The sequence below is a fragment of the Haloglomus salinum genome, from assembly GCF_024298825.1.
Lineage (GTDB): Archaea > Halobacteriota > Halobacteria > Halobacteriales > Haloarculaceae > Haloglomus > Haloglomus salinum.
On sequence record NZ_CP101153.1, the window covers coordinates 1819082 to 1839045 of the forward strand.

Here is a 19964-nt window from a genome sequence, read left to right on the forward strand (position 1 = left end):
CGCTCGCCGTCCCGACCCGACGCGCCTAAGCGCCCCGCCCGATTCCTCCCGACCAAGCAATGCGCGTGCTCGGCATCGAGGGGACCGCGTGGGCCGCCAGCGCGGCGCTCCACGACACCGCGACCGACGAGACCGTCATCGAGACGGACGCGTACATCCCCGAGAGCGGCGGCATCCATCCCCGCGAGGCCGCCGAGCACATGCGCGAGGCGATTCCCGAGGTGGTCGCAACCGTCCTCGACCGCGCACGCGAGACCCACGACGGTGACGGGCCGTCCATCGACGCCGTCGCGTTCTCGCGGGGGCCCGGACTCGGTCCGTGTCTTCGCATCGTCGGCTCCGCGGCGCGCTCGCTCGCGGGCACGCTTTCCGTGCCGCTCGTCGGCGTCAACCACATGGTCGCCCACCTCGAGATCGGCCGGCACGCCTCGGGCTTCGACGCTCCGGTCTGTCTCAACGCCAGCGGCGCGAACGCGCACGTCCTCGGCTACCGGAACGGCCGCTACCGCGTACTCGGCGAGACGCTCGATACGGGCGTCGGCAACGCCATCGACAAGTTCACGCGCCATCTGGGCTGGTCACACCCCGGCGGCCCGAAGGTCGAGGAACGCGCCCGCGACGGCGCGTACACCGACCTCCCGTACGTCGTGAAGGGGATGGACTTCTCGTTCTCGGGCATCATGAGCGCCGCGAAGGAGGCCGTCGACGACGGCGAACCCGTCGCGAACGTCTGCTTCGCCCTGCAGGAGCACGTCTTCGCGATGCTCACCGAGGTCGCCGAGCGCGCGCTCTCGCTGACGGGGCGCGACGAACTCGTCCTCGGCGGCGGCGTCGGGCAGAACGACCGTCTCCGGGAGATGCTCGCGTCGATGTGCGAGGCCCGCGGGGCCGCCTTCTTCGCCCCCGAACCGCGATTCCTCCGGGACAACGCCGGGATGATTGCGGTGCTGGGCGCGAAGATGGCCGCCGCCGGCGACACGCTCGATATCGCGGACTCGGCCGTCGACCCGGACTTCCGGCCGGACCAGGTTCCGGTCTCCTGGCGTGACGGGGACAGTACCGTCGCGCGCGGCGCCCACGACGCCGGCGAGCACGAGGTCCAGGGCGCCGAGGCGGTCGTCACGCTCCAGCCCGAGGCCGGTCGTGTCGTGAAACGCCGACTCGCGAAGGCGTACCGCCACCCCGACCTGGACGAGCGCCTGCGCGCGACCCGCACCCGGAGCGAGGCCCGGCTCACCCACGACGCCCGGCGCGCGGGCGTCCCGACGCCGCTCGTTCTCGACGTCGACCCCCCCGAGGCCACGCTCACCTTCGAGTACGTCGGCACCCGCGACCTCCGGGCCGACGTGACCGAGCCGCGCGTCCGGGACGTGGCCGGTCACCTCGCGCGCTGCCACGCCGCCGGTCTCGTCCACGGCGACCCGACGACGCGGAACGTCCGCGTCGCGGAGGGCGGGAACGACGTGGGCGACGCCGACGACCGCACGTACCTCGTCGATTTCGGGCTGGGCTACTACACCGACGACCCCGAGGACTTCGCGATGGACCTCCACGTCCTGGGGCAGGCACTGGATGGGACGGCCGCCGACGCTGGCGCGCTTCGCGAGGCGGCGCTCGACGCCTACCGCGCGTCGGCCGACGGGGCCGACCTGGACGTCGGGGCTGTCCGCGGGCAACTGGGGGCTATCGAGGGACGCGGCCGGTACCAGTGACGACCTGATACTGTGACAAACCGTAACACACTGGTGGCTGCAGCCCCAAGTCGACGTGCCATGCACCCAATCGACCGCCAACGCTGGCTCCCGGCGGCGCCGTACTGGACCGCAGAGGTGGTCAGCTGGCTCGCGTTGCTGCTCGTCGCCCTGCTGTTCGTCCTCCTGTCGGCGGGCGTGGCGCGGTAGTGCGGCCACGCGGCGGCCGACGGCGGACGCCGGCCCTGGGCCGGCATCGCTACCACCAGAAACCCCTTTAGGCGGCCCGTCGTACCCGGCGGTATGGCTGATATGCCCAAGTCCGGCGAACTGTTCGGCATCCCGTACAACTTCGAGCGACCCTCGCTGGGGCGGATGCTCTCCTCGTACTGGCAGCCCGGCGAGGGGATGCTCGTCGAGAAGCCGTTCGGCGTCGGCTACACGCTGAACGTCGCCAACTGGCGGGCGTGGGTCGTGCTCGCGGTCGCGGGCGCCCTGTTCTACCTCGAATCACAGGGCGACGACGAGGCCGTCGAGGAGTCCGACGACCCCGTCGAGGTCGTCGTCGACGACTGAGAGCTTTCTACTCGTCGGGTCCCCTCGCTCGCCAGCGCCGCTGGTGCTGGCTCGCTGCGGGAACCGGCTGGCCGGCATCGCCGGCAATCCACTCCTCGCAGAAACATTCAGAAAAACTGTTACCCGCTGGCTCGCTCCGCTCGCCAGCGGTGAAACGCGCGCCTTCGGCGCGTGTACGCAAGCGGGCGACTGACCGAACAGCGGTCGACAGGTGTTGACGCACGGCTTTTATCGTTCGACACGAAACGGAGGGCGTGGACCTCCACGTCCGGTACGAGGGCGACGACGACCCCGAGAAGTGTACGGCCCGGCGGCTCGCGCAGTTCGACGAGGTGACGCTGCACGAGTCGGCGCGAGCGACGCCGCGGGGCATCGTGCTGGACCCGCACGCCGAGCAGGCACTCTCGCCCGCTGACGCGGGCGGTGGAACCGCCGAGGACGCGGACGGCGAGGAGTCCATCCTCGTCGCGCTCGACTGCTCCTGGGAGACGGCCGAGGCCGAGGCGTTCAAACTCGACGGTCCCCACCGGGCGCTCCCCTTCCTCGTCGCGGCCAACCCCGTCAACTACGGGACGCCGTTCCAGCTGAACACCGCCGAGGCGTTCGCCGGGGCACTGTGCATCCTCGGGCACCGCGAGCAGGCCGAGGAACTGCTGTCGCACTTCTCCTGGGGGCACACCTTCCTGGAGCTGAACGAGGAGCCGCTGCGCCGGTACGCCGACTGCGCGGACTCGAGCGAGGTAGTGGCGGTGCAACAGGAGTATCTGGACGCTGGGGAGTGACGCTGCTTCAGCGTGGCCCGAATCCGACGGGCGGGTCCAGGGGGCTCGTCGGCAGGTCGGCCGCCGGCTCGGGGTCGTTGTAGCCGCCCGGCGCCACGTCGTTCGGGCCGTCCGGGTAGCACAGCGCCGCGAGTGCCTGGATCTGGTCACGGCCGACGCCGAGTTCGAACTGGCCGCCGCCGTACAGCGCGATGTCGTGCTCGGCGGCGTAGTCGAGCGTGTCGAACAGCGATTCGACCGTGCCGAACCGGGAGGGCTTGATGTTGAGCCAGGACGGCTCGAACGGGAGGTCCTCGACGCTCTCGACGCCCGTGATGGGGTAGTCCCAGGAGACGCGGTCCTCGTGGCCGTCGAAGACGGGCCGGGTGTCGTCGGTCAGGCGCGGGTCCTCGACGACGGCGTCGGGGAACCCCTCCACGACCCGGCGGTACAGCTCGGGACTCGGCGTCAGGTCCACCTCGGTCCCCTCGTACAGGCCCTTCAGGTCGAGCAGCCGCACCGCGCCGGTGTCGGCGAGCCGTTCCACGAGGGCGTCGTCCCAGTCGTCCGTCGGGTCGAGTTTGAACTCGGTGCCCGGGTAGTCCTCGAGCAGGCCGGCAACCCGGTCGAACCCCGCCTCGCCGAGGCGGGTGCTCACGACGAACCGGACCGGCTCGGGGTCGCGGTCGAGCAGGTCCCCGAGCCGGCGTCCGGCCTGCTTGCACGCGAGGTCCAGCGCCGCGGACTCGACGGCCCAGCGCCGGTAGTGGTGGGCCGTCTCGCGCTCGGGCGGCTCCGGGAACAGGGCCACGTCGTCTAACGCCGCCGAGAACTCGTCGAACGTCCACTCGCCCTCGAACGCGGCGAAGTCGGGGTCGGCGGCGGCGAGGGCGTCGTGGTCGGGCGTGTCGTAGGTCACGTCCTCACCACGGCCCGTCTCGCCCGCGCCCGAGAGCGCGAACGTCGTCGAGACGCGGGTGAAGCCGCTGGAGGTGTCGCGCTCGCGTCGCTCCCGGTCGTGTCCCTCGATCGTGAGTGGGAGGTCCGCGACCGCATCGTACAGGCTCATACGGGTTCACGAGCGGCGGCGGGCATAATGGTACCCAACCCGGATGCCGCGCCACCTCCCGGTTTTTTCACCTCCCGCCGCGGCCGTCGGATATGGACGACGAGTTCGCCGCGGACGCCCTCGCCGCGGACGGCGGGGACGCCGACTACGACGCCTCCGCCATCACCTTCGGGACGGACGGCTGGCGCGCGACGCTCGACGAGTTCACCGGCGCCCGCGTACGGATGGTCGGGCAGGCGGTTGCCGACTACCTCGACGCCGAGGACGACGACCGCGCCCTGGCTATCGGCTACGACGCCCGTGACACCTCGCGGGGCTTCGCGGAGGAACTGGCACGGACGCTGTGTGCGAACGGCCACGACGTGCTCCTTCCCGAGCGGGACTGCCCGACGCCCGCGGTCGCGTGGACGGTGACGGACCGGAACCTCGCAGGTGGGCTGATGATAACGGCGAGCCACAACCCGCCCGAGTACAACGGCGTCAAGTTCGTCCCGGACGACGGCGCCCCCGCACTGCCCGCCGTGACCGACCGCCTCGAGGACAACCTCCGGGCGCCCGACCCGCTCCCCGAACCCGAGTGGGGCACCGTCGAGGAGGACGATATCGTCGGCCCGTACGTCGACCACCTGCTGGGCTTCCTCGGGCTGGGCGACGACGGCCTCGCGGGGCTCACCGTCGCGTACGACGCGATGCACGGGAGCGGGCGCGGCGTGACCGACCGCGCGCTCGAACGCGCGGGCGCCGATGTCGTCCGCCTCCGGACCGACGACGACCCCACCTTCGGCGGGACGCCGCCCGAGCCCTCGGAGGAACGCCTCGACGCGCTCCTCTCCCGGGTCACGGAGGGCGACGCCGACCTCGGGGTGGCCAACGACGGCGACGCCGACCGCATCGGCGTCGTCGCGCCCCGGGAGGGATACGTCGACCCGAACATGCTGTTCACGGTCCTGTACGACCACCTGCTCGACGCGCGCTCGGGCGGCGCCGTCCGCACGGTGTCGACGACGTTCCTCGTCGACCGGGTGGCCGAGGCCCACGGCGAGTCGGTGGCGGAGACGGCGGTCGGCTTCAAGTGGGTCGCCGAGGCGATGGCCGAGACCGACGCGCTGCTCGGCGGCGAGGAGTCCGGCGGCTTCGGGGTCCGGGGCCACCTCCGGAACAAGGACGGCGTGTTACTGGCGCTGCTGGCCGCGAAGACCGAACACGAGGAACGACTCGACCACCGCCTCGGTTGGCTCCGCGAGGAGCACGGTGACATCCACCAGGACCGGGTGAGCGTCGACTGCCCGGACGACCGCAAAGAGGCGGTGGTCGCCGAACTCGGCGAGACGCTCCCCGACCGCGTGGCCGGCGTCGAAGTCGACCGGGTGAACGACGTGGACGGGTTCAAGGTGCTGCTGGCGGACGGGACGTGGCTCCTGATGCGCCCCTCGGGGACGGAGCCGAAGATGCGCGTCTACGCAGAGGCCGGCGACCCCGCGCGGGTGGCCGCGCTGCTGACGGCGGGCCGGGAACTGGTCGAGCCGCTGGTGTAGGTTGCGGACCGTTCGCCTGCCTCCCCGGGTCGCAGGACGACCGACTACTCCAGCACGCCCCGATATCTCGATTCTCCGAGCCCTTCGATATCGAAATCGAGGCTCTGATAGAAATCCCGCACTTTTCTGTCGAACTCCGCAACTAACCGCTCGCGTCGCGCGCTCGCGGCCGCGACCAGTCCGCTCCCGATGCCCTGCCCCTGCCGGCCGGGACGCACCGCGACCGCCTCGATACGTTCGCCGTCCAGCACCAGCGCGCCCAGCACGCGGCCGTCCGTGACGGCCACGAGCACCTCGCTGTCGCCGGTCATCACCGCCTCGCGGTCCACCTGCAGGCCGGCCATGTCGACGATGCTGAGCGCGGTCGCGCGCTCGCCCTCGCGGGCGGGGCCGACGGTTACGTCCGTCGGGATGTGGGCTGCACTGGGACCGTCGTCACGACTCGGCCGTTCGTCGTCGCCGCTGCGCCGCTCGCTGTCGCCGTCTCCGCTGCTACCGTCGCGCACCACCACCGTCCTACGCGGCCACCTCGTCCACGACCTCCAGCAGTTCCGCCTCGCTGGGGCGGTCGCCGAAGCCGTCGCCCTGGTGGACGTAGGCGATTTCGGGGTCGTCCGTGATGTCGACGACGACGGCCTCGGGCATCCGGCCGGCGAAGTCGCTCAGCTTGCCGAGCGCACCGTACTTCGTGGGCTGGTCGTACCCCTCGGCGAACGCCTTCTCCGGGTCTGCAAGCAGGGGGTACGGCACGTCGGCCCAGCCGCGGGCGCGGTCGGTCGGTTCGGGCAGCACCGCAACGACCTCGGCGCCGCGCTCGCGGAACGCCTCGTATCGGTCGGCCAGGCGGTCGGCCTGGGCCTGGCACTTCGTGCAGTAGTAGTCCCGCATCAGGACGAGTACGACCGCGTCCGTCTCGTCGTCGAGCGCGTCGAAGTCGAAGCGGTCCGGGCCGGCACCGACGTTGGGTGCCGCGATTGCGGGTGCCGGTTCGCCGACCAGTTCGTGCGTGTCCTCGGTGTGGCTCATGCCCGGGAGCAGTCGCTGGAACGGCTTCAACGGCGGGGCGGCCGTGTCCGGCGCGCGCCGAACCGGAACGGCCCGTTCATACGCACCTGTGGCGCTCAGCCACCCTTCACCAGCCGCAGTACCTCGACACGCTCGGCGGTGACCGGCGCGTCCTCGGGGACCGGCGACCCCTCGACGAGCACGGTCGCCTCGTGCGGGGAGAACGAGCACGCGCGCAGGAGGTCGGCGTAGGTCGCGTCGGCGTCGAGCGTCAGGTCGCGTTCGCCCTCGCCGACGACATCCGCGGTGACCTGCATGCGTGCTGATTGCCGGCGTGTCGGTTTGAGCGTGGCGCTCGGGGGCGCCGGCGAGTCGGCTGCACAGGTGCGGCGCACCGGCGGTACCGGTAGACTGCCCGCGTGTGCACCCGTAATGTGGCAACGGCAACCCTTTTGCCGGCCGCAGGGGAACCGGAGTCGTATGAGCGAGAGCGAGGAACTGCACAAGGGACTGGAGGGTGTGCTGGTCGCCGAGTCGGCGCTCAGCTACATCGACGGGAGCGTCGGCAAGCTCGTCTACCGCGGCTACGCTATCGAGGACCTGGCCGAGGACGCCAGCTACGAGGAGGTACTCCACCTGCTCTGGTACGGTCACCTGCCGGACAGCGAGGAACTCGACGCGTTCACTGACGCCATCACCGAGGAAGCCGCCGTCGACGACGTCGTGCTCGACGCGCTCGCGGGACTGGCCGAGGCCGACGAGCGGCCGATGGCCGCACTGCGGTCGGGCGTCTCGATGCTGTCGGCAGCAGACGACGGCGACGTCGACCCGCGTGACTCCGACGCCGCCCTGGAGACGGGCCGGCGTATCGTCGCGAAGATTCCGACGCTGCTGGCCGCCTACGACCGACTCCGCCGCGGTGAGGACCCCATCGAGCCCCGCGGGGACCTCTCGCTGGCCGCCAACTTCCTCTACATGCTGACCGGCGAGGTGCCCGACGAGGCCTCGGCCGAGGCGATGGACCAGGCGCTCGTGCTCCACGCCGACCACGGGCTGAACGCCTCGACGTTCACCTCGATGGTCGTCGCCAGCACGTTCGCGGACATGTACTCCTCCGTCACGGCGGGCGTCGGCGCGCTGTCGGGCCCGCTCCACGGCGGCGCCAACCAGGACGTGATGGAGCTGTTCTTCGAGATCGAGTCGGAGGGCGCCGACCCGGTCGACTACGTCACGACCAAACAGGAGCGTGAGGACGACTGGCGGGTCCCCGGTTACGGCCACCGTGTCTACAAGGTCAAGGACCCCCGTGCGAAGATTCTCGAGAAGCGCGCGAAGGAGCTGAGCGAGGCCTCCGGCGACACCACCTACTACGACTACGCGAAGGCCATCGAGACGTTCTTCACCGACGAGAAGGGGCTCGACGAGCGCGGCATCGCGCCCAACGTCGACTTCTTCTCCGGCACCGTCTACCACCAGCTCGGTATCCCGGTCGACATGTTCACGCCCATCTTCGCGATGTCGCGTGCCGGCGGCTGGATCGGCCACGTCCTCGAGTACCAGGAGGACAACCGCCTCATCCGGCCCCGTGGCCGCTACGTCGGTCCGGAGAACAGCGACTTCGTCCCGCTCGACGAGCGGTAATCGGCCCGAACGCACGCCCTCGATTCTCCACTTCGCCTGCGGGTCGCGTCTTCGTATCAGGACATCGGCCAGAAGCTTTAGCAACGCCACAGCCGAGTCTCGTCCTACCGTGCCACTGGTTCCGGCCCCGACGCCCTCCCCCGGTCTCCTCCTCCAGTTGCTCTGCCCGTCGTTGCTCGCCGCGCTCTCGTCGGGTCCGCTCGCCCCAGTCAGTTCGTTGCCACTCGTCGGTGGGCTCCCTGGTGCCGACCCGGGGGCGCTCGTCTTCCAGCTGGTCGCGTTCGTCGGTGCGCCGCTGGCGACGCTCGAATCCGCCGTCGAGGGGCTGCTTCGCGGCGCGACCGGAATCGAGGGACTCCTCCTGATATTCGTCTACTCGTTCCTCTGTGCAGTCGTCCTCCCGCTCCCCGGAGAACTGGTGCTCGCCGTACCGCTGGACCTGGGCTGGTCACCGTCGGGTGAACTCGCGGCGGTCGTCGCGGTCGCCAGCACCGCGAAGGCGGCGGGAGCGCTCGTCACCCTCGCGGTCGCCCGCGGGGCCACCACCTCCGGTCCAGTCGCGCACCTCCTCGACGTGCTGCCACGCCCTGGCGGCCGCGCCGGCGGCGGGCGCACCGGACGGCTCGCGAGACTGACCGACCGCTACGGGTATCTCGGACTCGCGGGCGCGCTTTCGGTCCCGTTCGCCCCCGACACCGCTATCCTCTACGCCTTCAGCGTGGTCGATGTCCGGAAGCCGTCGTTCGCGGCCGCCGCCTTCGTCGGAACCACGCTCCGCCTGGCCATCGTCGCCGGCGTCGCGAGCGCGCTGCTCGCGCTGTTCTGACTGCAGGTCAGCGTCCACCGACAGCCACAGGTCCCTCCGACCCATCCGCCCGCCCGTGCTGGTGTTCGTCTACGGGACGCTGACAGACCCCACCCGCGCTCGCGAGGTCCTCGACGCGACTCCCGAGTTCGTCGCCGACGCGGTCGTCGTGGGGTGCCACCGCGTCGACGGCGACTACCCGACGCTCGTTCCGGGCGGGACGTGCGCGGGCAGGCTGCTCCGGGTCCAGAAGCCCGACCTCCACCGGCTCGACGCGTACGAGGGCGTCGACCGGGGGCTCTACACCCGTGTCTCGGTTCCGTTCGAGGGGCCGGTCGGCGACGCTTCCGCGGGAACCGTCGAGACGTACGTCGGCGCCCCCGACGCGCTGGACGCTCCCGGCTCGTGGTCGGGCGAGGGGACACTCGCGGAGCGCGTGCAGGCGTACGTCGAGAACGGGGGCGTGGTCGTCCGCCGGCTCGACTGAGGGCGCGGTGCGCGGGTGCGGTGGGGTCTCGGGCGCCGTCGGTCGTTCGCCGGGCTGCTATCCGTCGTCGTCGTCCCCGTCGCTCCTGCCCACGTCGACAGGGAGGGGCTGGTCGCGGGTCTCGCCGAAGCCGGCGCTGAGGATGCGCGTCAGCGCGTCCTCGACGCGCTCGTTGGTCTCGGTGTACTCCTCCGGGTCGACCTCGATGACGAAGCCGGTGGTGATGTTGGGTGCGGTCGGCAGGAAGAGCACGTCACGGCCGTCTTCGGTCGTCTTACCGGTCTTGAACGCGGTCATCCGGAGTCCGTTCCACGTCTCGAGCTTGACCGGCGCCTGCAGTTCCTCGGTCCCCGATACCGCCGTCTCGACCGCCATCTTCGACGCGTTGTACACCACGCGCAGCCCCGGCAGCTGGTTGGCTACGTCGTCGATTCCTTCCTCGACGAGGTCCCCCAGCGCGGTCCGCATCAGGTAGCCCGCCGACAGCACCAGCAGACCGAACACGATGATGAGGACGAACACGCCGACGAGTTCCGCGAGGAACTCGCTGCCGTACACCTTGGGTGGGAGCGGGGAGGGCACCTTCGCGAGCTGGTTGTACAGCCACGCGATGATGTACGCGGTGACCAGGATGGGGAGGACGACGATGAGCCCCCGGGCGATGTCTCGTTTCCAGGACGACATTCCGTTGTGGTTCCGGAGTGTACGGCGCGTAATCAGCGTGTCCCTTGCGAGAGCACCGTTCCCGGACCGTATCGGGCCCCAACCGCTCTCCGGTGGCCCTTACCACTCCATCCCGCCGTTGACGGCCAGAATCTGCCCGGTCATGTAGCCGGCGTCCTCGCTGGCGACGAAGCGGACGATGCCGGCGACATCGTCGACGGTGGCGAAGCGGTTGAGCGGGATGCGGTCGAGGATCTTCTCCTGCACCCGCTCGGGGACCGTCTCCAGCATATCGGTGGCGACGAACCCCGGGGCCACGCAGTTTGCGGTCGACCCGCTGCTGGCCATCTCCAGTGCGATGGTCCGCGTGAAGCCGAACAGGCCGGATTTGGTGGTGGCGTAGTTGGCCTGCCCGTAGTTCCCCTGCTGGCCGACGACCGAGGAGATGTTGATGAGGCGGCCGTCCTCGGCGTCGCAGAGGTCCTCGAAGCAGGCCTTCGTGCAGTTGAACACGCCGCCGAGGTTCACGTCGACGACCCGGTCCCAGTCCTCCCGGGTCATGCTCTCGAACTTCTTGTCGACGGTGATGCCGGCGTTGTTCACCAGCACGTCGACGCCCCCGAACTCCTCGCGGACCCCCTCGACCATCGTCTGTACCTCGTCGTAGTCGGCCACGTCGGCCTGCGCCGGGACCGCCTCGCCGTCGCAGTCGTCCTCGATGTGGTCGCACACCTCGTGTGCGAGGTCCTCCGAGGAGCGGTAGTTGACCACGACGTTCGCGCCGTGTGTGCCGAGTTCCTCCGCGACCCCGCGACCGATGCCCCGGGAGGCACCGGTCACCAGACAGGTCTGTCCTTCTAGCATGGATGGACGGTGCGCACCGGGCATCAAATACGTGTCGTCGGTGCCCGAGAAGTGAGAGGTCGTCCGGATTCCCGCCGCCCGGACGGTTGCTGGCTCGTGCGGCGCTCAGTCCTGGGCCTGGATGATCCAGTCGGTCGCGCGGTCCGTCCCCACGCCGGCGAGTTCCGCGACACGTTCGGCGTCCGCGGCCGCGAGTTCCGCGATGGTCACGATATCGCCATCACGGAGCCGCTCGGCGTACGTCGGGCCGATACCGCTGATCTCCTCGAGGTCGCTCCCCTCGGCACCGGCAGGGTCGACATCCTCGGCGTGGATGTCGGCCTCGGCCTCGGTCTCGACGGTCTCCTCGATGGCCTCGGTCTCCTCCGCGATGGCCTCCTCGGGCGTGACGCCCTCCGCGAGGGCGGCCTCGTGGTCGATGTCGATATCGATGTCGCCGGCCGCCTCCACGGCTGCCTCCACCTCGGCCAGGTGCTCGGGGTCGGTGGCGGACTTCTCCAGATACCACTCCGCGACACGGGGCCAGACGTCACGGTGCGACGAGCCCGACACCGCCAGGCCGATGTGGCCGGTCGGGTACTCGATGATCTCGGTGTCGTCGCTCCCGATGACCTCGTTGAACGGCTTCGAGGACTCGGCGGGGATGAGGTGGTCGTACTCCCCCATGATCTGGAGGACGGGCATGTCGATGTTCGCCAGGTCGATGTGCTTGCCGTCCAGGTACAGCTCGTTGTTGTACAGCTTGTTGTCCTGGTAGATGTCCTCCAGGAACTGGACGTACGTGTCCCCGGCCACGTCGATTCCCTCGTCGAGCCAGCGCTCCATCCGCGCGAAGTTCTCCACGAAGTCGTCGTTCTCGACGTTGTCGAAGAAGCGGACGTACTTCGAGACGTAGTTGGCGACCGGGTCCATCAGCGCGAACCCCACGTCCAGCATCTCCGCGGGCATGTTGCCGAAGGCGTCCGGCACGTCGCGGGGGTCGTAGTACTCGTCGTCGCCCCACAGCTCGAGGACGCCGCCGGTGTCGTCGAAGCACAGGCCCGCGGCCATCAGCCCGAGCGTGCGGACCTTCTCCGGGAACAGCGCGGCGTACATCGCGGTGAAGGTGCCGCCCATGCAGTAGCCGAGGATGTTGATGGAGTCCTGGCCGGAGCGCTCCCGGACCACGTCGACGCAGTTGTCGATATAGCGCTCGACGTAATCGTTGATGGTGAGGTGCTGGTCGAGCCGTGAGGGCTCGTTCCAGTCGATGAGGTAGACGTCGTGGCCCGCCTCCAGCAGCCGCCGGACGACCGAGCGGTCGGGCTGGAGGTCCAGGATGAACGGCTTGTTGATGAGCGCGTAGACGATGAGGATGGGAACGCCGTGTTGTTCCTCGGTCTGTGACTCGTAGTGGAGCAGCTCCAGCTTGTTCTCCGAGTAGACGACCTCGCTGGGGGTCTCCCCGACCTCGACCTCCGAGAGACGGTCCAGCTGGTCGGGCAGCGCCTGGCTCGACTCCATCGCGTCCTGCATCGCCTGCATGGCCTCCTGCTGGGAGTTGAGCGCCAGCCGGAACGGGTCGAACTCCTCCCGGCCCTCGCTGGCCATCTCACTCACCCCCGTCCTCGAGGTGCTCCAGGACGCGGTCGAGCTTCTGCTCGACGGCGTGCTGGCGCCGCTCCAGCTCGACCAGCCGCTCGCCCACCTCGTCGATGTGCGAGCCGGTCGGCAGCCCCATCTCCTCGAGGGTGTCCTCGCTCAGCTCGTTCAGCTCTTCCTGCATCTCCATCATCGACTGGACGAGCTGGCCGTTGGCTGCCGCGAACGCGCTGGTGTCCATCACCTCTTTGAACGCCTCGTTGGCGCTCTGGAGCCAGATGTCGCGCAGCTCCGTGAACGACACGTCCTCGCCGGCGGCGGCGTCCTCGGTCCGCTCTAGCAGCTGCTCGGCCGCGTCCATCCACACCTCGTACGCCTGGCTGTACCCCTCCATCCCCTCCGCGAGTTCGTCCTCGGCCGGCATGGAGGACTCCATCGCTTCGGCCCACGACTGCATGAACGCCGACTGGGACTCCATGTTCTGCTCCATGGCTTCGTTCATCTGCTCGGCCATCTCCGCCCACTGCTGTCCGAAATCGTATGAATCGCTCATGGTGTTACTACCCGTTTATTGAAGGGCCAGCGCAATAAGTGTGGGTGTGGTGAGTGCCGTCGTGTGCCGCTGGCTGGCACGCGATACCAGAACACCCCGGAGAGCCCCGCTCCCCGGGGTCGGTCCCGGTGATGCCGGGCCCCGTCCGTCTCAATCGTCCTCGTCGCGCTTGCGCTTGACCGGGATGACGACTGTCTGGACGATGTCTCCCTCCTCGATGTCGAGCGCCTCGCGCTCGGCGTCCGGGATACTGATGCGGCCGCCGGACTGCACCCGTGTCTTGAACGTCGCCATCTGACTCATCGCGCTCAGTTGCGGGGCGAGGCCGCCCGCACCCCCCTCGCTGCCGGCCCCTGCCGCGCCGGCCATTCCGCCCCCGGTCAGCACCTGCTGGAGCATCCGCTGCTGCTGGCGAGTCGCGCCCTCGGCGGCCTCCTGGAGGTTCTTCAGCACGGTCGGCGTGAACAGCCCGTCGTTCTCGTCGTCTGCCATGGTTGACTCCGCTAGCGAGGGTGGATAGTTAAACGTTGCGCGATTTGCCACTCAATGGCAGCTGATACCGTCAGGTACCGAACGTGGCTGGTAAGCAGCAGCGTTTTATGAATTCGAGCCGATGGTAGGGTAACGAATGAGTTCTGGCTCCGGGTATCCGTCGGTCCTCGACTACTGGTCGCGCACCTCCGCGGCGATGGTCGAGGGGATGATTGAGGCGAACCGCGCGGCGACCACGGCGTTCACCGTGACCGCCGACTCTGACTCCGACTCCGACCCCGAGGCCGAGCGTGGCCTCCGGGCGGAGGAGCGCATCACCGCGGGCGGCGACCTCCCGGAGTGGGAGACCGATATCGAGACGGCCGGTACCAGCCGCACCCTGTCGGTCGGTGACCGTGTCCGCTTCTCGAAGCGGCTCTCCGAGGCGGATGTCGAGCGTTTCGCTGCCGCCTCCGGCGACACCAACCCCCTCCATCTCGACGAGGAGTGGGCCCAGGAGACGCGCTTCGAGGGCCGCATCGCCCACGGGACGCTCGTGGCGGGCACCATCAGCGCCGCGCTCGCGCGGCTACCGGGCGGTGTCATCTATCTCTCGCAGGACCTCGAGTTCCGCGCCCCCGTCCGCATCGGCGACCAGGTCACCGCCGACGTCGAGGTCGTCGAGGACCTCGGGAAGGACCGCTTCCGTCTCCGGACGACCGTCGAGTCCAGCGACCGGTCGGTCATCGACGGCGAGGCCGTCGTCCTCATCGAGGACGTCCCGGACCACGACTGAGACGGTTTTCAGGCCCCGGCCAGGAACCGTCGGACGCTCCGAGCGAACCGTTCGGGCGCCTCGCGCGGTGTCCAGTGACCACAGTCACCGAACACCTCCAGCGACGCGCCCGTCTCCTCGGCCGCCGTCACCGACCACGACGCCGGGAGCAGCGGGTCCTGCTTCCCGTGGACGAACAATGTCTCGGCGTCGAGTTCGTCCAGTCGGTCGGAGAAGTCCGTCCGGAGGCCGTCGGCCCGGAACTCGTCGCGCTGCCACGACGACACCGTCCGCCCGACGGCCGCCGACCCGACGGCCTCGTACACGTCGGCCACGAGGTCCTCGGGCGGTGCACTACCGGTCATCGTCCGCAGGTGCTCGCGCACGGCCGTCCGGCTGCTCCCGATTCCCGCCCACCAGCCCCGGTGGGCGAACGGCGTCCGGAGCATCGCCGCCGCCGCCGGTCGCCACGGCGCGTCGGCGCCCAGCCCGTAGCTGTTGACGAGGACGAGCCGGTCGGCGCCGTGCGCGAGCGCGTGGCCCAGCGCCACGCCGCCACCCATCGACACGCCGACCAGGGACGGCTGGTCCAGCCCGCGGTCCGTGACGAACTCTCGGGTCGCCCGCCGGAAGAACCGTGTCGTGTACGACAGCCGGGGCTTCTCGCTCCCCCCGTGACCGGGCAGGTCGGGGGCGTACACCCGCAGGTCCTCGGCCAGCGCCGGCAGGAGGTAGCGAAAGGAGACGTCGGCAGCGTCGAGGCCGATGCCGTGCAGGCAGACGACCGGCGGGGCGCCCTCGGGGCCGGCGACACGGTAGCGCAGCTCCGTCTCCTGGGGGTTGCCGCGCCCGTCGCCGGTCTCGACCGTCGTGTGGCGGATTTCGCCCGCGCTCGTCGAGTCGCTCACTGGGCGGGATTGGGGCCCCGTGGCTAACCCCGTTTCGCCTCGTTACGACGCTCGATTCGATGGGTATATGCGAATCAATACGTGAACAATCTGGATTATCCGATTACGTCCGGTACTGGTATCATATACTCGATATCAGACTATTGTGGCGGGTCTCAGATGATTACCCTCCCGGTGCGCGGGTCGCTACCGGTTCACCACCAGCAGCGCCACCCGCTCGCGGACGAGTGCCGGCAGGTCGGCGTCCGTCGCCGCCAGTTCCGCGTCGTCGATGTCGAAGAACGCCCGCACCCGCGATTCGTCGTAGTCGCCCAGCGTCTCCGCGGGTTCGACCAGCTCCCGGACCGCGTCCGCGGCGGCCGCCTCGTCCGCGTCGGCGTGCTCGCTGGCTACCAGCACGACCGCTCTCGTGGCTCCCGGACTGACCCCCATCTCGAGCGCCCGGTCGATCTGCCGGCGGCCGGCCGCGTACAGCAGAACCTCGACGGCACGGCCCCGAGCGATGCCCTCGCCGCGCTCGCGCTCGCGGTCGGCGAGTTCGACGGCTCGTTCGAGGTGCCGCCGGTCGACCACGAGTCCCGCGTCGAACGCCTGCACGGTGACGCCGTCCGCGGCGACGGCGTCCAGTTCGGCGACCAGCGCGTCCACGCCGTCGAAGACGGGGACCGCTTCGGGTGCATTCGGCTCCGCCTCACCCGCGACGTGGACGATGCCCTCGACGAGCCGCATCAGAACTCACCCAGGCTGGTCTGGTCCTCGTCGTCGGTCTCGTCCAGTACGGGTGCGGCGTCCGGGTCCGGTTCCACGCCGTCCATGTCGGGGGCGGTGTGCCCGGCCGCCTCCAGCACGCTCTCGGCGGTCTTCTCGCGGCCGCGGAGTGCACCCAGCACGACCGCCTTGTTCGCGTTCCGGAGCGCCTCGCGGTCCTCGATGCCCGCCTCGAACAGCCGGCGGGCGCGCTTGCGGCCGACCCCGCGCACGCCCGCGAGGTCGACCAGTTCCTCGCGGACGCCGTGCTGGACCCGGATGCGGGCCTCTCGCACCGCGGGCGCGATACCAAGGTCGAGTTCGGCAGCGAGCTGCTCGGCCGCGCCCAGCAGCCACTCGGCGGTGTCGACCTTCCCGCGGATGTCGCCGGGGCCGACGCCGTAGCGCTCGGTGATCCGGTCCTCCTCGACCTCGTCGGCCCAGTCCTCCAGCAGCCTGGCGGTCTTGAGCGCCGAGAGCCAGTCGTCGAACGCGTCGTCGAACTCGCTGGGGAGGCGCCCGCAGAACTCCGACTCGCGCTCGTAGGCCAGTTCCGTGAACTCTTCCTGCTCGCCCGAGCGGAGATAGAGCTGGTACATGTCCGGCGTGCGCGAGACGAGGTGATAGAGGCCGAGTGCCGTCGGGCGGCCCTCCGTGGCACGGAGGCCGTCGATTATCTCGGCGGCGCTCATCGGGTCGAGGTAGAGCCGCGAGACGGTGTGGCCCATGCCGGTGGCGCTGAGGTCGTCGCCGTCGGCGTCGATGAACCCGTTGCGCTCCAGATACGCCAGCATGTCGTCCATCACCTGCTCGAGGAAGGCGTCCTCGTCGGTCTGACTGGCGTACAGGGTCTCCTCGAGGAACTCCAGCAGCCCCTCGCGCGAGTCGGCGAACCCGGAGGCGATGGTGGCGAGCAGGTGGGTCCGCATCGCCGGCTCCGCGGCCAACTTCGACTGCACGGGCTCCGGGTCGGCCCAGACGTACCGCTCGAACAGCTCGTCCAGTTCGTCGTGGCTCTTCGCCAGCAGCAGCGCCTCCCCGTACGGGTCCATCCCTGGTCGCCCCGCACGACCCATCATCTGGTGGACCTCCAGCACCGACAGCGGCTGCATCCCACCGGCCTCGCCGGAGTAGCGTCGCCAGTCCCGCACGACGACACGCCGGGAGGGGGTGTTGACGCCCGCTGCGAGGGTGGGCGTCGCGGCGATGCACTTGACGAGGCGGTCGCGGAAGGCGTCCTCGACGAGCGAGCGCTGGTCGCTGGAGAGCCCAGCGTGGTGGAAGGCAGCCCCCTTCTCGACGGCGTCCGCGAGGTCGTCGCTGGTCTCCGTGTCGCTGGTGTCCCGGATGTCGGCGGCGACCTCGCGCAGGCGGGCGAGTTCGTCGCCGTCGAGGTGGTCGTTGGTGACGTTCGCCAGCCGTTTGGCCGCGCCCTCTGCGTTGCGGCGCGAGTTGACGAAGACGAGCGAGGAGCCGCGGCCGTCGCCGTGTCCGTCGTCGGATTCGTCGTCCGGCGTTCCGTCGCCCTCGTCCTCGTCGGGCGTCAGGGTGTCACGGACGATGGTTTCGGTGGCCTTCTCGGAGCCCTGGCTGGGGAGGTGCTCCTGACTGCCGTCGTCGAAGTGGAGCGCCTCGCCGAAGTGGACGCCCTTGCGGAGTTCGATGGGGCGCCAGTCCGAATCCACGAGAGCGGCGTCGAGCCAGTCGGCCAGCGCGTCGGCGTTGCCGATGGTCGCCGAGAGCGCCACCACCTGCAGCCCGGGGTTGATGCGCCGGAGCTTCGCGAGTGTCACCTCCAGCGTGGGCCCGCGCTGGCTGTCGTCCACGAGGTGGACCTCGTCGGCGACCACGCAGTCCAGCCGGCTCAGCCAGGAGGCGTCGTTGCGGACCAGCGAGTCGACCTTCTCGGAGGTGGCGACGATGATGTCCTTCTCGCGGAGCCAGCGCTCCTCGGACTCGTAGTTGCCCGTCGAGACACCGATGTCGACGCCGTAGCGCGAGAACTCCTCGAACTCGTCGCGTTTCTCGGACGCGAGCGCCCGGAGCGGGACGATGTAGAGGGCCTTCCCGCCGCGCTGCACGGCAGAGAGCATCGCGAGTTCCGCCACGAGCGTCTTGCCGGAGGCGGTGGGGACCGAGGCGACGAGCGAGTCCCCCTGCGTCACCCCCGCCTCCACCGCCTCGGCCTGGGGCGGGTACAGCTCCTCGATACCGTCCGCGCGGAGGTGCTCGGGGAGCCACTCCGGCACACCCGCGACCTCGGAGACGTTCATTGTCGGTGGGTGGGTCGTCCTGCGTTTTAAACTGTCGTGGGCGACCGCTCGCCCGCGGGCGCCGCCCTCCACGACATCTCACATCCCGAACAGAAATCCCCTTCAGCGGCCGCTTATGGGGGTGGCTGTCCTGTACACGTCCAATGCGTCCCCGCGAACTCGTCGGCCTCCTCCGCAACCGCGACTTCGCGCTGCTGGTCGGCGGGCGCCTCGTCACGAACGCCGGCGACAGCCTCTACTACATCGCGGCGATGTGGCTCGTCTACGACCTGACCGGCTCGGAACTGTACACGGGCATCGCGGGCTTCCTGACGATGGCGCCCGCGGCGCTCCAGTTCCTGTTCGGCCCCCTCGTCGACCGGACGCCGCTGGGCCCGCTGCTGGTCGGCACACAGGTCGTGCAGGGCCTGCTCGTGCTCGTCGTCCCCATCGCCCACTTCTTCGATATGCTCTCCGTGTGGGTCGTACTGGTCGTGATGCCGTTGCTGTCGCTGCTCAACCAGCCCGTCTATCCCGCGCAGTCGGCCGCCCTCCCGCGCATCGTCGACCGCGAGGAGCTCGTTGGCGCGAACTCCGTCCTGACCATCGCCTACCAGGGTGTCGACGCCGGCTTCAACGCCCTCGGTGGCATCGTCGTCGCGGCGTTCGGTGCCGTCACGCTGTTCCTCGTCGACTCGGTCACGTTCGCGGTCGCGACACTGCTGTTCCTGGGGCTGGACATCCCCGCGGCCGGCGCGGGCGACATCGAGGACGAGAGCGAGGATGTCGGCGACGAGGACGGTGAGGGCGCGCCGGGTGACGGGGAGACGACGTCCGACTCCGCGGACCCGGCGGCCGTCCCGGACGGCGGGACGGACCCCGACACGGACGACGGCCACACCGACGATAGCGACGAGGCCGACCGCGACGGCTGGGACGGCTACCTCGCGGACCTCCGCGAGGGCATCGGCTTCCTCCGTGGGACCGTCGTCGCCAAGCTCACGCTCGGGGTCATCATCGTCAACTTCGCGTTCGGTGGCGTGATGGCTGTCCTTCCATCGTACGGCGACAGCTTCGGCGGCGCGGGCGCCTACGGCCTGCTCGCGGCCGCCGTCGGCGTCGGGATGCTGACCGGCTCGCTCGTCGGCAACCTCGTCGAGGAGTGGCCGTTCGGCTACGTCGTCAGCGGCGGGATGGGGCTGGGCGCGGTGCTGTGGACCGCCGCCATCACCGTCGACACGATGCCCGCGACGCCCGTCCTCCTCGCGCTCGCCCTGGTGCCCGCGGGGACGATGAACGTCCTCGTCTTCTCGCTGGTCCAGGCGGTCGTCCCGGACCGGCTGCTCGGGCGCGCGATGTCGGTCATCATGAGCGGTGCGACCGTGATGACGCCCGTCGGCGCGCTGGTCGGGGGCGCGGTCGCCGACGCCACCTCGCCCGGCCTCGTGCTGTACGGGAACGCGGTGGCGACGGCGCTGTTCGCGCTGTACGTCTTCGCGGTGCCGAGCCTCCGGCGCATCCCGCGCGTGGGCTCGGTCTCGACGCTCTCGGCGGAGTAGTGGAGTGGCGACGGACGGCCG

22 protein-coding genes are annotated in these 19964 nt (G+C 70.0%); 10 read left to right on the top strand and 12 right to left on the bottom strand.

Annotation, left to right across the window (positions count from 1 at the left end; genetic code table 11):
• Positions 1-59 precede the first annotated feature (59 nt).
• The 4 genes from NL115_RS08775 (at position 60) to NL115_RS08785 (ending at position 3049) form a co-directional block, all read left to right on the top strand.
• On the top strand, positions 60-1712 hold the full coding sequence (locus NL115_RS08775) for a bifunctional N(6)-L-threonylcarbamoyladenine synthase/serine/threonine protein kinase (RefSeq protein ID WP_254832806.1): 1653 nt from the start codon (positions 60-62) through the stop codon (positions 1710-1712).
• 60 nt (positions 1713-1772) lie between these two features.
• On the top strand, positions 1773-1901 hold the full coding sequence (locus NL115_RS20595; protein WP_286668250.1) for a hypothetical protein: 129 nt from the start codon (positions 1773-1775) through the stop codon (positions 1899-1901).
• Positions 1902-1994: 93 nt separating this feature from the next.
• The gene (locus NL115_RS08780) at positions 1995-2267 is read left to right on the top strand and encodes a DUF5808 domain-containing protein (protein WP_254832807.1); all 273 of its coding nucleotides are present in this window, start codon (positions 1995-1997) and stop codon (positions 2265-2267) included.
• A 254-nt stretch (positions 2268-2521) separates the two neighbouring features.
• On the top strand, positions 2522-3049 hold the full coding sequence (locus NL115_RS08785) for a DUF367 family protein (protein ID WP_254832808.1): 528 nt from the start codon (positions 2522-2524) through the stop codon (positions 3047-3049).
• A gap of 7 nt (positions 3050-3056) precedes the next feature.
• Here the strand turns inward: NL115_RS08785 and NL115_RS08790 are convergent, their stop codons facing one another.
• Positions 3057-4097, bottom strand: coding sequence for a hypothetical protein (locus NL115_RS08790; protein ID WP_350355298.1), 1041 nt, complete (start codon positions 4095-4097; stop codon positions 3057-3059).
• A gap of 92 nt (positions 4098-4189) precedes the next feature.
• On the opposite strand from NL115_RS08790, the gene NL115_RS08795 reads away from it, so the two are divergent.
• Positions 4190-5632, top strand: a complete 1443-nt coding sequence (locus NL115_RS08795) for a phosphoglucomutase/phosphomannomutase family protein (RefSeq protein WP_254832809.1) — start codon at positions 4190-4192, stop codon at positions 5630-5632.
• A 44-nt stretch (positions 5633-5676) separates the two neighbouring features.
• On the opposite strand, the gene NL115_RS20715 is transcribed toward NL115_RS08795, so the two are convergent.
• From NL115_RS20715 to samp2, 3 genes are all read right to left on the bottom strand, one after another.
• Positions 5677-6138, bottom strand: coding sequence for a GNAT family N-acetyltransferase (locus tag NL115_RS20715; RefSeq protein ID WP_350355299.1), 462 nt, complete (start codon positions 6136-6138; stop codon positions 5677-5679).
• A gap of 10 nt (positions 6139-6148) precedes the next feature.
• Positions 6149-6658 carry a redoxin domain-containing protein gene (locus NL115_RS08805; protein ID WP_254832810.1) on the bottom strand — a complete coding sequence of 170 codons (510 nt, stop codon included), beginning with the start codon at positions 6656-6658 and terminating at the stop codon, positions 6149-6151.
• Positions 6659-6753: 95 nt separating this feature from the next.
• Positions 6754-6954, bottom strand: a complete 201-nt coding sequence (samp2, locus tag NL115_RS08810; RefSeq protein ID WP_254832811.1) for a ubiquitin-like small modifier protein SAMP2 — start codon at positions 6952-6954, stop codon at positions 6754-6756.
• A gap of 163 nt (positions 6955-7117) precedes the next feature.
• Here samp2 and citZ point away from each other — a divergent pair, with 163 nt between their 5' ends.
• The 3 genes from citZ to NL115_RS08825 all read left to right on the top strand — a co-directional run bounded on the left by citZ (position 7118) and on the right by NL115_RS08825 (position 9570).
• The gene (citZ, locus tag NL115_RS08815; RefSeq protein WP_254832812.1) at positions 7118-8278 is read left to right on the top strand and encodes a citrate synthase; all 1161 of its coding nucleotides are present in this window, start codon (positions 7118-7120) and stop codon (positions 8276-8278) included.
• Between the two features lie 109 nt (positions 8279-8387).
• The gene (locus NL115_RS08820; RefSeq protein WP_254832813.1) at positions 8388-9104 is read left to right on the top strand and encodes a hypothetical protein; all 717 of its coding nucleotides are present in this window, start codon (positions 8388-8390) and stop codon (positions 9102-9104) included.
• Between the two features lie 55 nt (positions 9105-9159).
• Positions 9160-9570: a gamma-glutamylcyclotransferase family protein gene (locus NL115_RS08825; RefSeq protein ID WP_254832814.1), complete on the top strand. Its 411-nt coding sequence runs from the start codon at positions 9160-9162 to the stop codon at positions 9568-9570.
• 57 nt (positions 9571-9627) lie between these two features.
• On the opposite strand, the gene NL115_RS08830 is transcribed toward NL115_RS08825, so the two are convergent.
• From NL115_RS08830 to NL115_RS08850, 5 genes are all read right to left on the bottom strand, one after another.
• Positions 9628-10254: a DUF502 domain-containing protein gene (locus NL115_RS08830; RefSeq protein ID WP_254832815.1), complete on the bottom strand. Its 627-nt coding sequence runs from the start codon at positions 10252-10254 to the stop codon at positions 9628-9630.
• Positions 10255-10353: 99 nt separating this feature from the next.
• Positions 10354-11097 carry a beta-ketoacyl-ACP reductase gene (locus NL115_RS08835; RefSeq protein WP_254832816.1) on the bottom strand — a complete coding sequence of 248 codons (744 nt, stop codon included), beginning with the start codon at positions 11095-11097 and terminating at the stop codon, positions 10354-10356.
• A 105-nt stretch (positions 11098-11202) separates the two neighbouring features.
• Positions 11203-12687, bottom strand: coding sequence for a class III poly(R)-hydroxyalkanoic acid synthase subunit PhaC (gene phaC, locus NL115_RS08840; RefSeq protein WP_254832817.1), 1485 nt, complete (start codon positions 12685-12687; stop codon positions 11203-11205).
• Position 12688: 1 nt separating this feature from the next.
• A complete protein-coding gene (locus tag NL115_RS08845; protein ID WP_254832818.1) occupies positions 12689-13231 on the bottom strand; it encodes a poly(R)-hydroxyalkanoic acid synthase subunit PhaE in 543 nt (180 codons plus the stop codon).
• Between the two features lie 150 nt (positions 13232-13381).
• Positions 13382-13723: an AbrB/MazE/SpoVT family DNA-binding domain-containing protein gene (locus tag NL115_RS08850; protein ID WP_254832819.1), complete on the bottom strand. Its 342-nt coding sequence runs from the start codon at positions 13721-13723 to the stop codon at positions 13382-13384.
• Between the two features lie 136 nt (positions 13724-13859).
• On the opposite strand from NL115_RS08850, the gene NL115_RS08855 reads away from it, so the two are divergent.
• Positions 13860-14498, top strand: a complete 639-nt coding sequence (locus tag NL115_RS08855) for a MaoC family dehydratase (RefSeq protein ID WP_254832820.1) — start codon at positions 13860-13862, stop codon at positions 14496-14498.
• An 8-nt stretch (positions 14499-14506) separates the two neighbouring features.
• Here NL115_RS08855 and NL115_RS08860 read toward each other — a convergent pair whose 3' ends face one another.
• The 3 genes from NL115_RS08860 to NL115_RS08870 all read right to left on the bottom strand — a co-directional run bounded on the left by NL115_RS08860 (position 14507) and on the right by NL115_RS08870 (position 18405).
• The gene (locus NL115_RS08860; RefSeq protein ID WP_254832821.1) at positions 14507-15385 is read right to left on the bottom strand and encodes an alpha/beta fold hydrolase; all 879 of its coding nucleotides are present in this window, start codon (positions 15383-15385) and stop codon (positions 14507-14509) included.
• A gap of 186 nt (positions 15386-15571) precedes the next feature.
• Complete coding sequence (cgi121, locus tag NL115_RS08865) at positions 15572-16114, bottom strand: KEOPS complex subunit Cgi121 (RefSeq protein ID WP_254832822.1); 543 nt, start codon at positions 16112-16114, stop codon at positions 15572-15574.
• Positions 16114-18405 carry an ATP-dependent DNA helicase gene (locus NL115_RS08870; protein ID WP_254832823.1) on the bottom strand — a complete coding sequence of 764 codons (2292 nt, stop codon included), beginning with the start codon at positions 18403-18405 and terminating at the stop codon, positions 16114-16116. The genes cgi121 and NL115_RS08870 overlap by 1 nt, the downstream gene beginning before the upstream one ends.
• Before the next feature lie 143 nt (positions 18406-18548).
• Here NL115_RS08870 and NL115_RS08875 point away from each other — a divergent pair, with 143 nt between their 5' ends.
• A complete protein-coding gene (locus NL115_RS08875) occupies positions 18549-19943 on the top strand; it encodes an MFS transporter (protein ID WP_254832824.1) in 1395 nt (464 codons plus the stop codon).
• Positions 19944-19964: the final 21 nt, after the last annotated feature.

What these genes read in the sequence shown, in the direction of transcription:
- NL115_RS08775 (WP_254832806.1), top strand. Translation starts at nt 60, where the DNA reads ATGCGCGTGCTCGGCATCGAGGGGACCGCGTGGGCCGCCAGCGCGGCG.
- NL115_RS20595 (WP_286668250.1), top strand. Translation starts at nt 1,773, where the DNA reads ATGCACCCAATCGACCGCCAACGCTGGCTCCCGGCGGCGCCGTACTGG.
- NL115_RS08780 (WP_254832807.1), top strand. Translation starts at nt 1,995, where the DNA reads ATGGCTGATATGCCCAAGTCCGGCGAACTGTTCGGCATCCCGTACAAC.
- NL115_RS08790 (WP_350355298.1), bottom strand. Translation starts at nt 4,097, where the DNA reads ATGAGCCTGTACGATGCGGTCGCGGACCTCCCACTCACGATCGAGGGA.
- NL115_RS08795 (WP_254832809.1), top strand. Translation starts at nt 4,190, where the DNA reads ATGGACGACGAGTTCGCCGCGGACGCCCTCGCCGCGGACGGCGGGGAC.
- NL115_RS08805 (WP_254832810.1), bottom strand. Translation starts at nt 6,658, where the DNA reads ATGAGCCACACCGAGGACACGCACGAACTGGTCGGCGAACCGGCACCC.
- samp2 (WP_254832811.1), bottom strand. Translation starts at nt 6,954, where the DNA reads ATGCAGGTCACCGCGGATGTCGTCGGCGAGGGCGAACGCGACCTGACG.
- citZ (WP_254832812.1), top strand. Translation starts at nt 7,118, where the DNA reads ATGAGCGAGAGCGAGGAACTGCACAAGGGACTGGAGGGTGTGCTGGTC.
- NL115_RS08830 (WP_254832815.1), bottom strand. Translation starts at nt 10,254, where the DNA reads ATGTCGTCCTGGAAACGAGACATCGCCCGGGGGCTCATCGTCGTCCTC.
- NL115_RS08835 (WP_254832816.1), bottom strand. Translation starts at nt 11,097, where the DNA reads ATGCTAGAAGGACAGACCTGTCTGGTGACCGGTGCCTCCCGGGGCATC.
- phaC (WP_254832817.1), bottom strand. Translation starts at nt 12,687, where the DNA reads ATGGCCAGCGAGGGCCGGGAGGAGTTCGACCCGTTCCGGCTGGCGCTC.
- NL115_RS08845 (WP_254832818.1), bottom strand. Translation starts at nt 13,231, where the DNA reads ATGAGCGATTCATACGATTTCGGACAGCAGTGGGCGGAGATGGCCGAG.
- NL115_RS08850 (WP_254832819.1), bottom strand. Translation starts at nt 13,723, where the DNA reads ATGGCAGACGACGAGAACGACGGGCTGTTCACGCCGACCGTGCTGAAG.
- NL115_RS08855 (WP_254832820.1), top strand. Translation starts at nt 13,860, where the DNA reads ATGAGTTCTGGCTCCGGGTATCCGTCGGTCCTCGACTACTGGTCGCGC.
- cgi121 (WP_254832822.1), bottom strand. Translation starts at nt 16,114, where the DNA reads ATGCGGCTCGTCGAGGGCATCGTCCACGTCGCGGGTGAGGCGGAGCCG.
- NL115_RS08870 (WP_254832823.1), bottom strand. Translation starts at nt 18,405, where the DNA reads ATGAACGTCTCCGAGGTCGCGGGTGTGCCGGAGTGGCTCCCCGAGCAC.
- NL115_RS08875 (WP_254832824.1), top strand. Translation starts at nt 18,549, where the DNA reads ATGCGTCCCCGCGAACTCGTCGGCCTCCTCCGCAACCGCGACTTCGCG.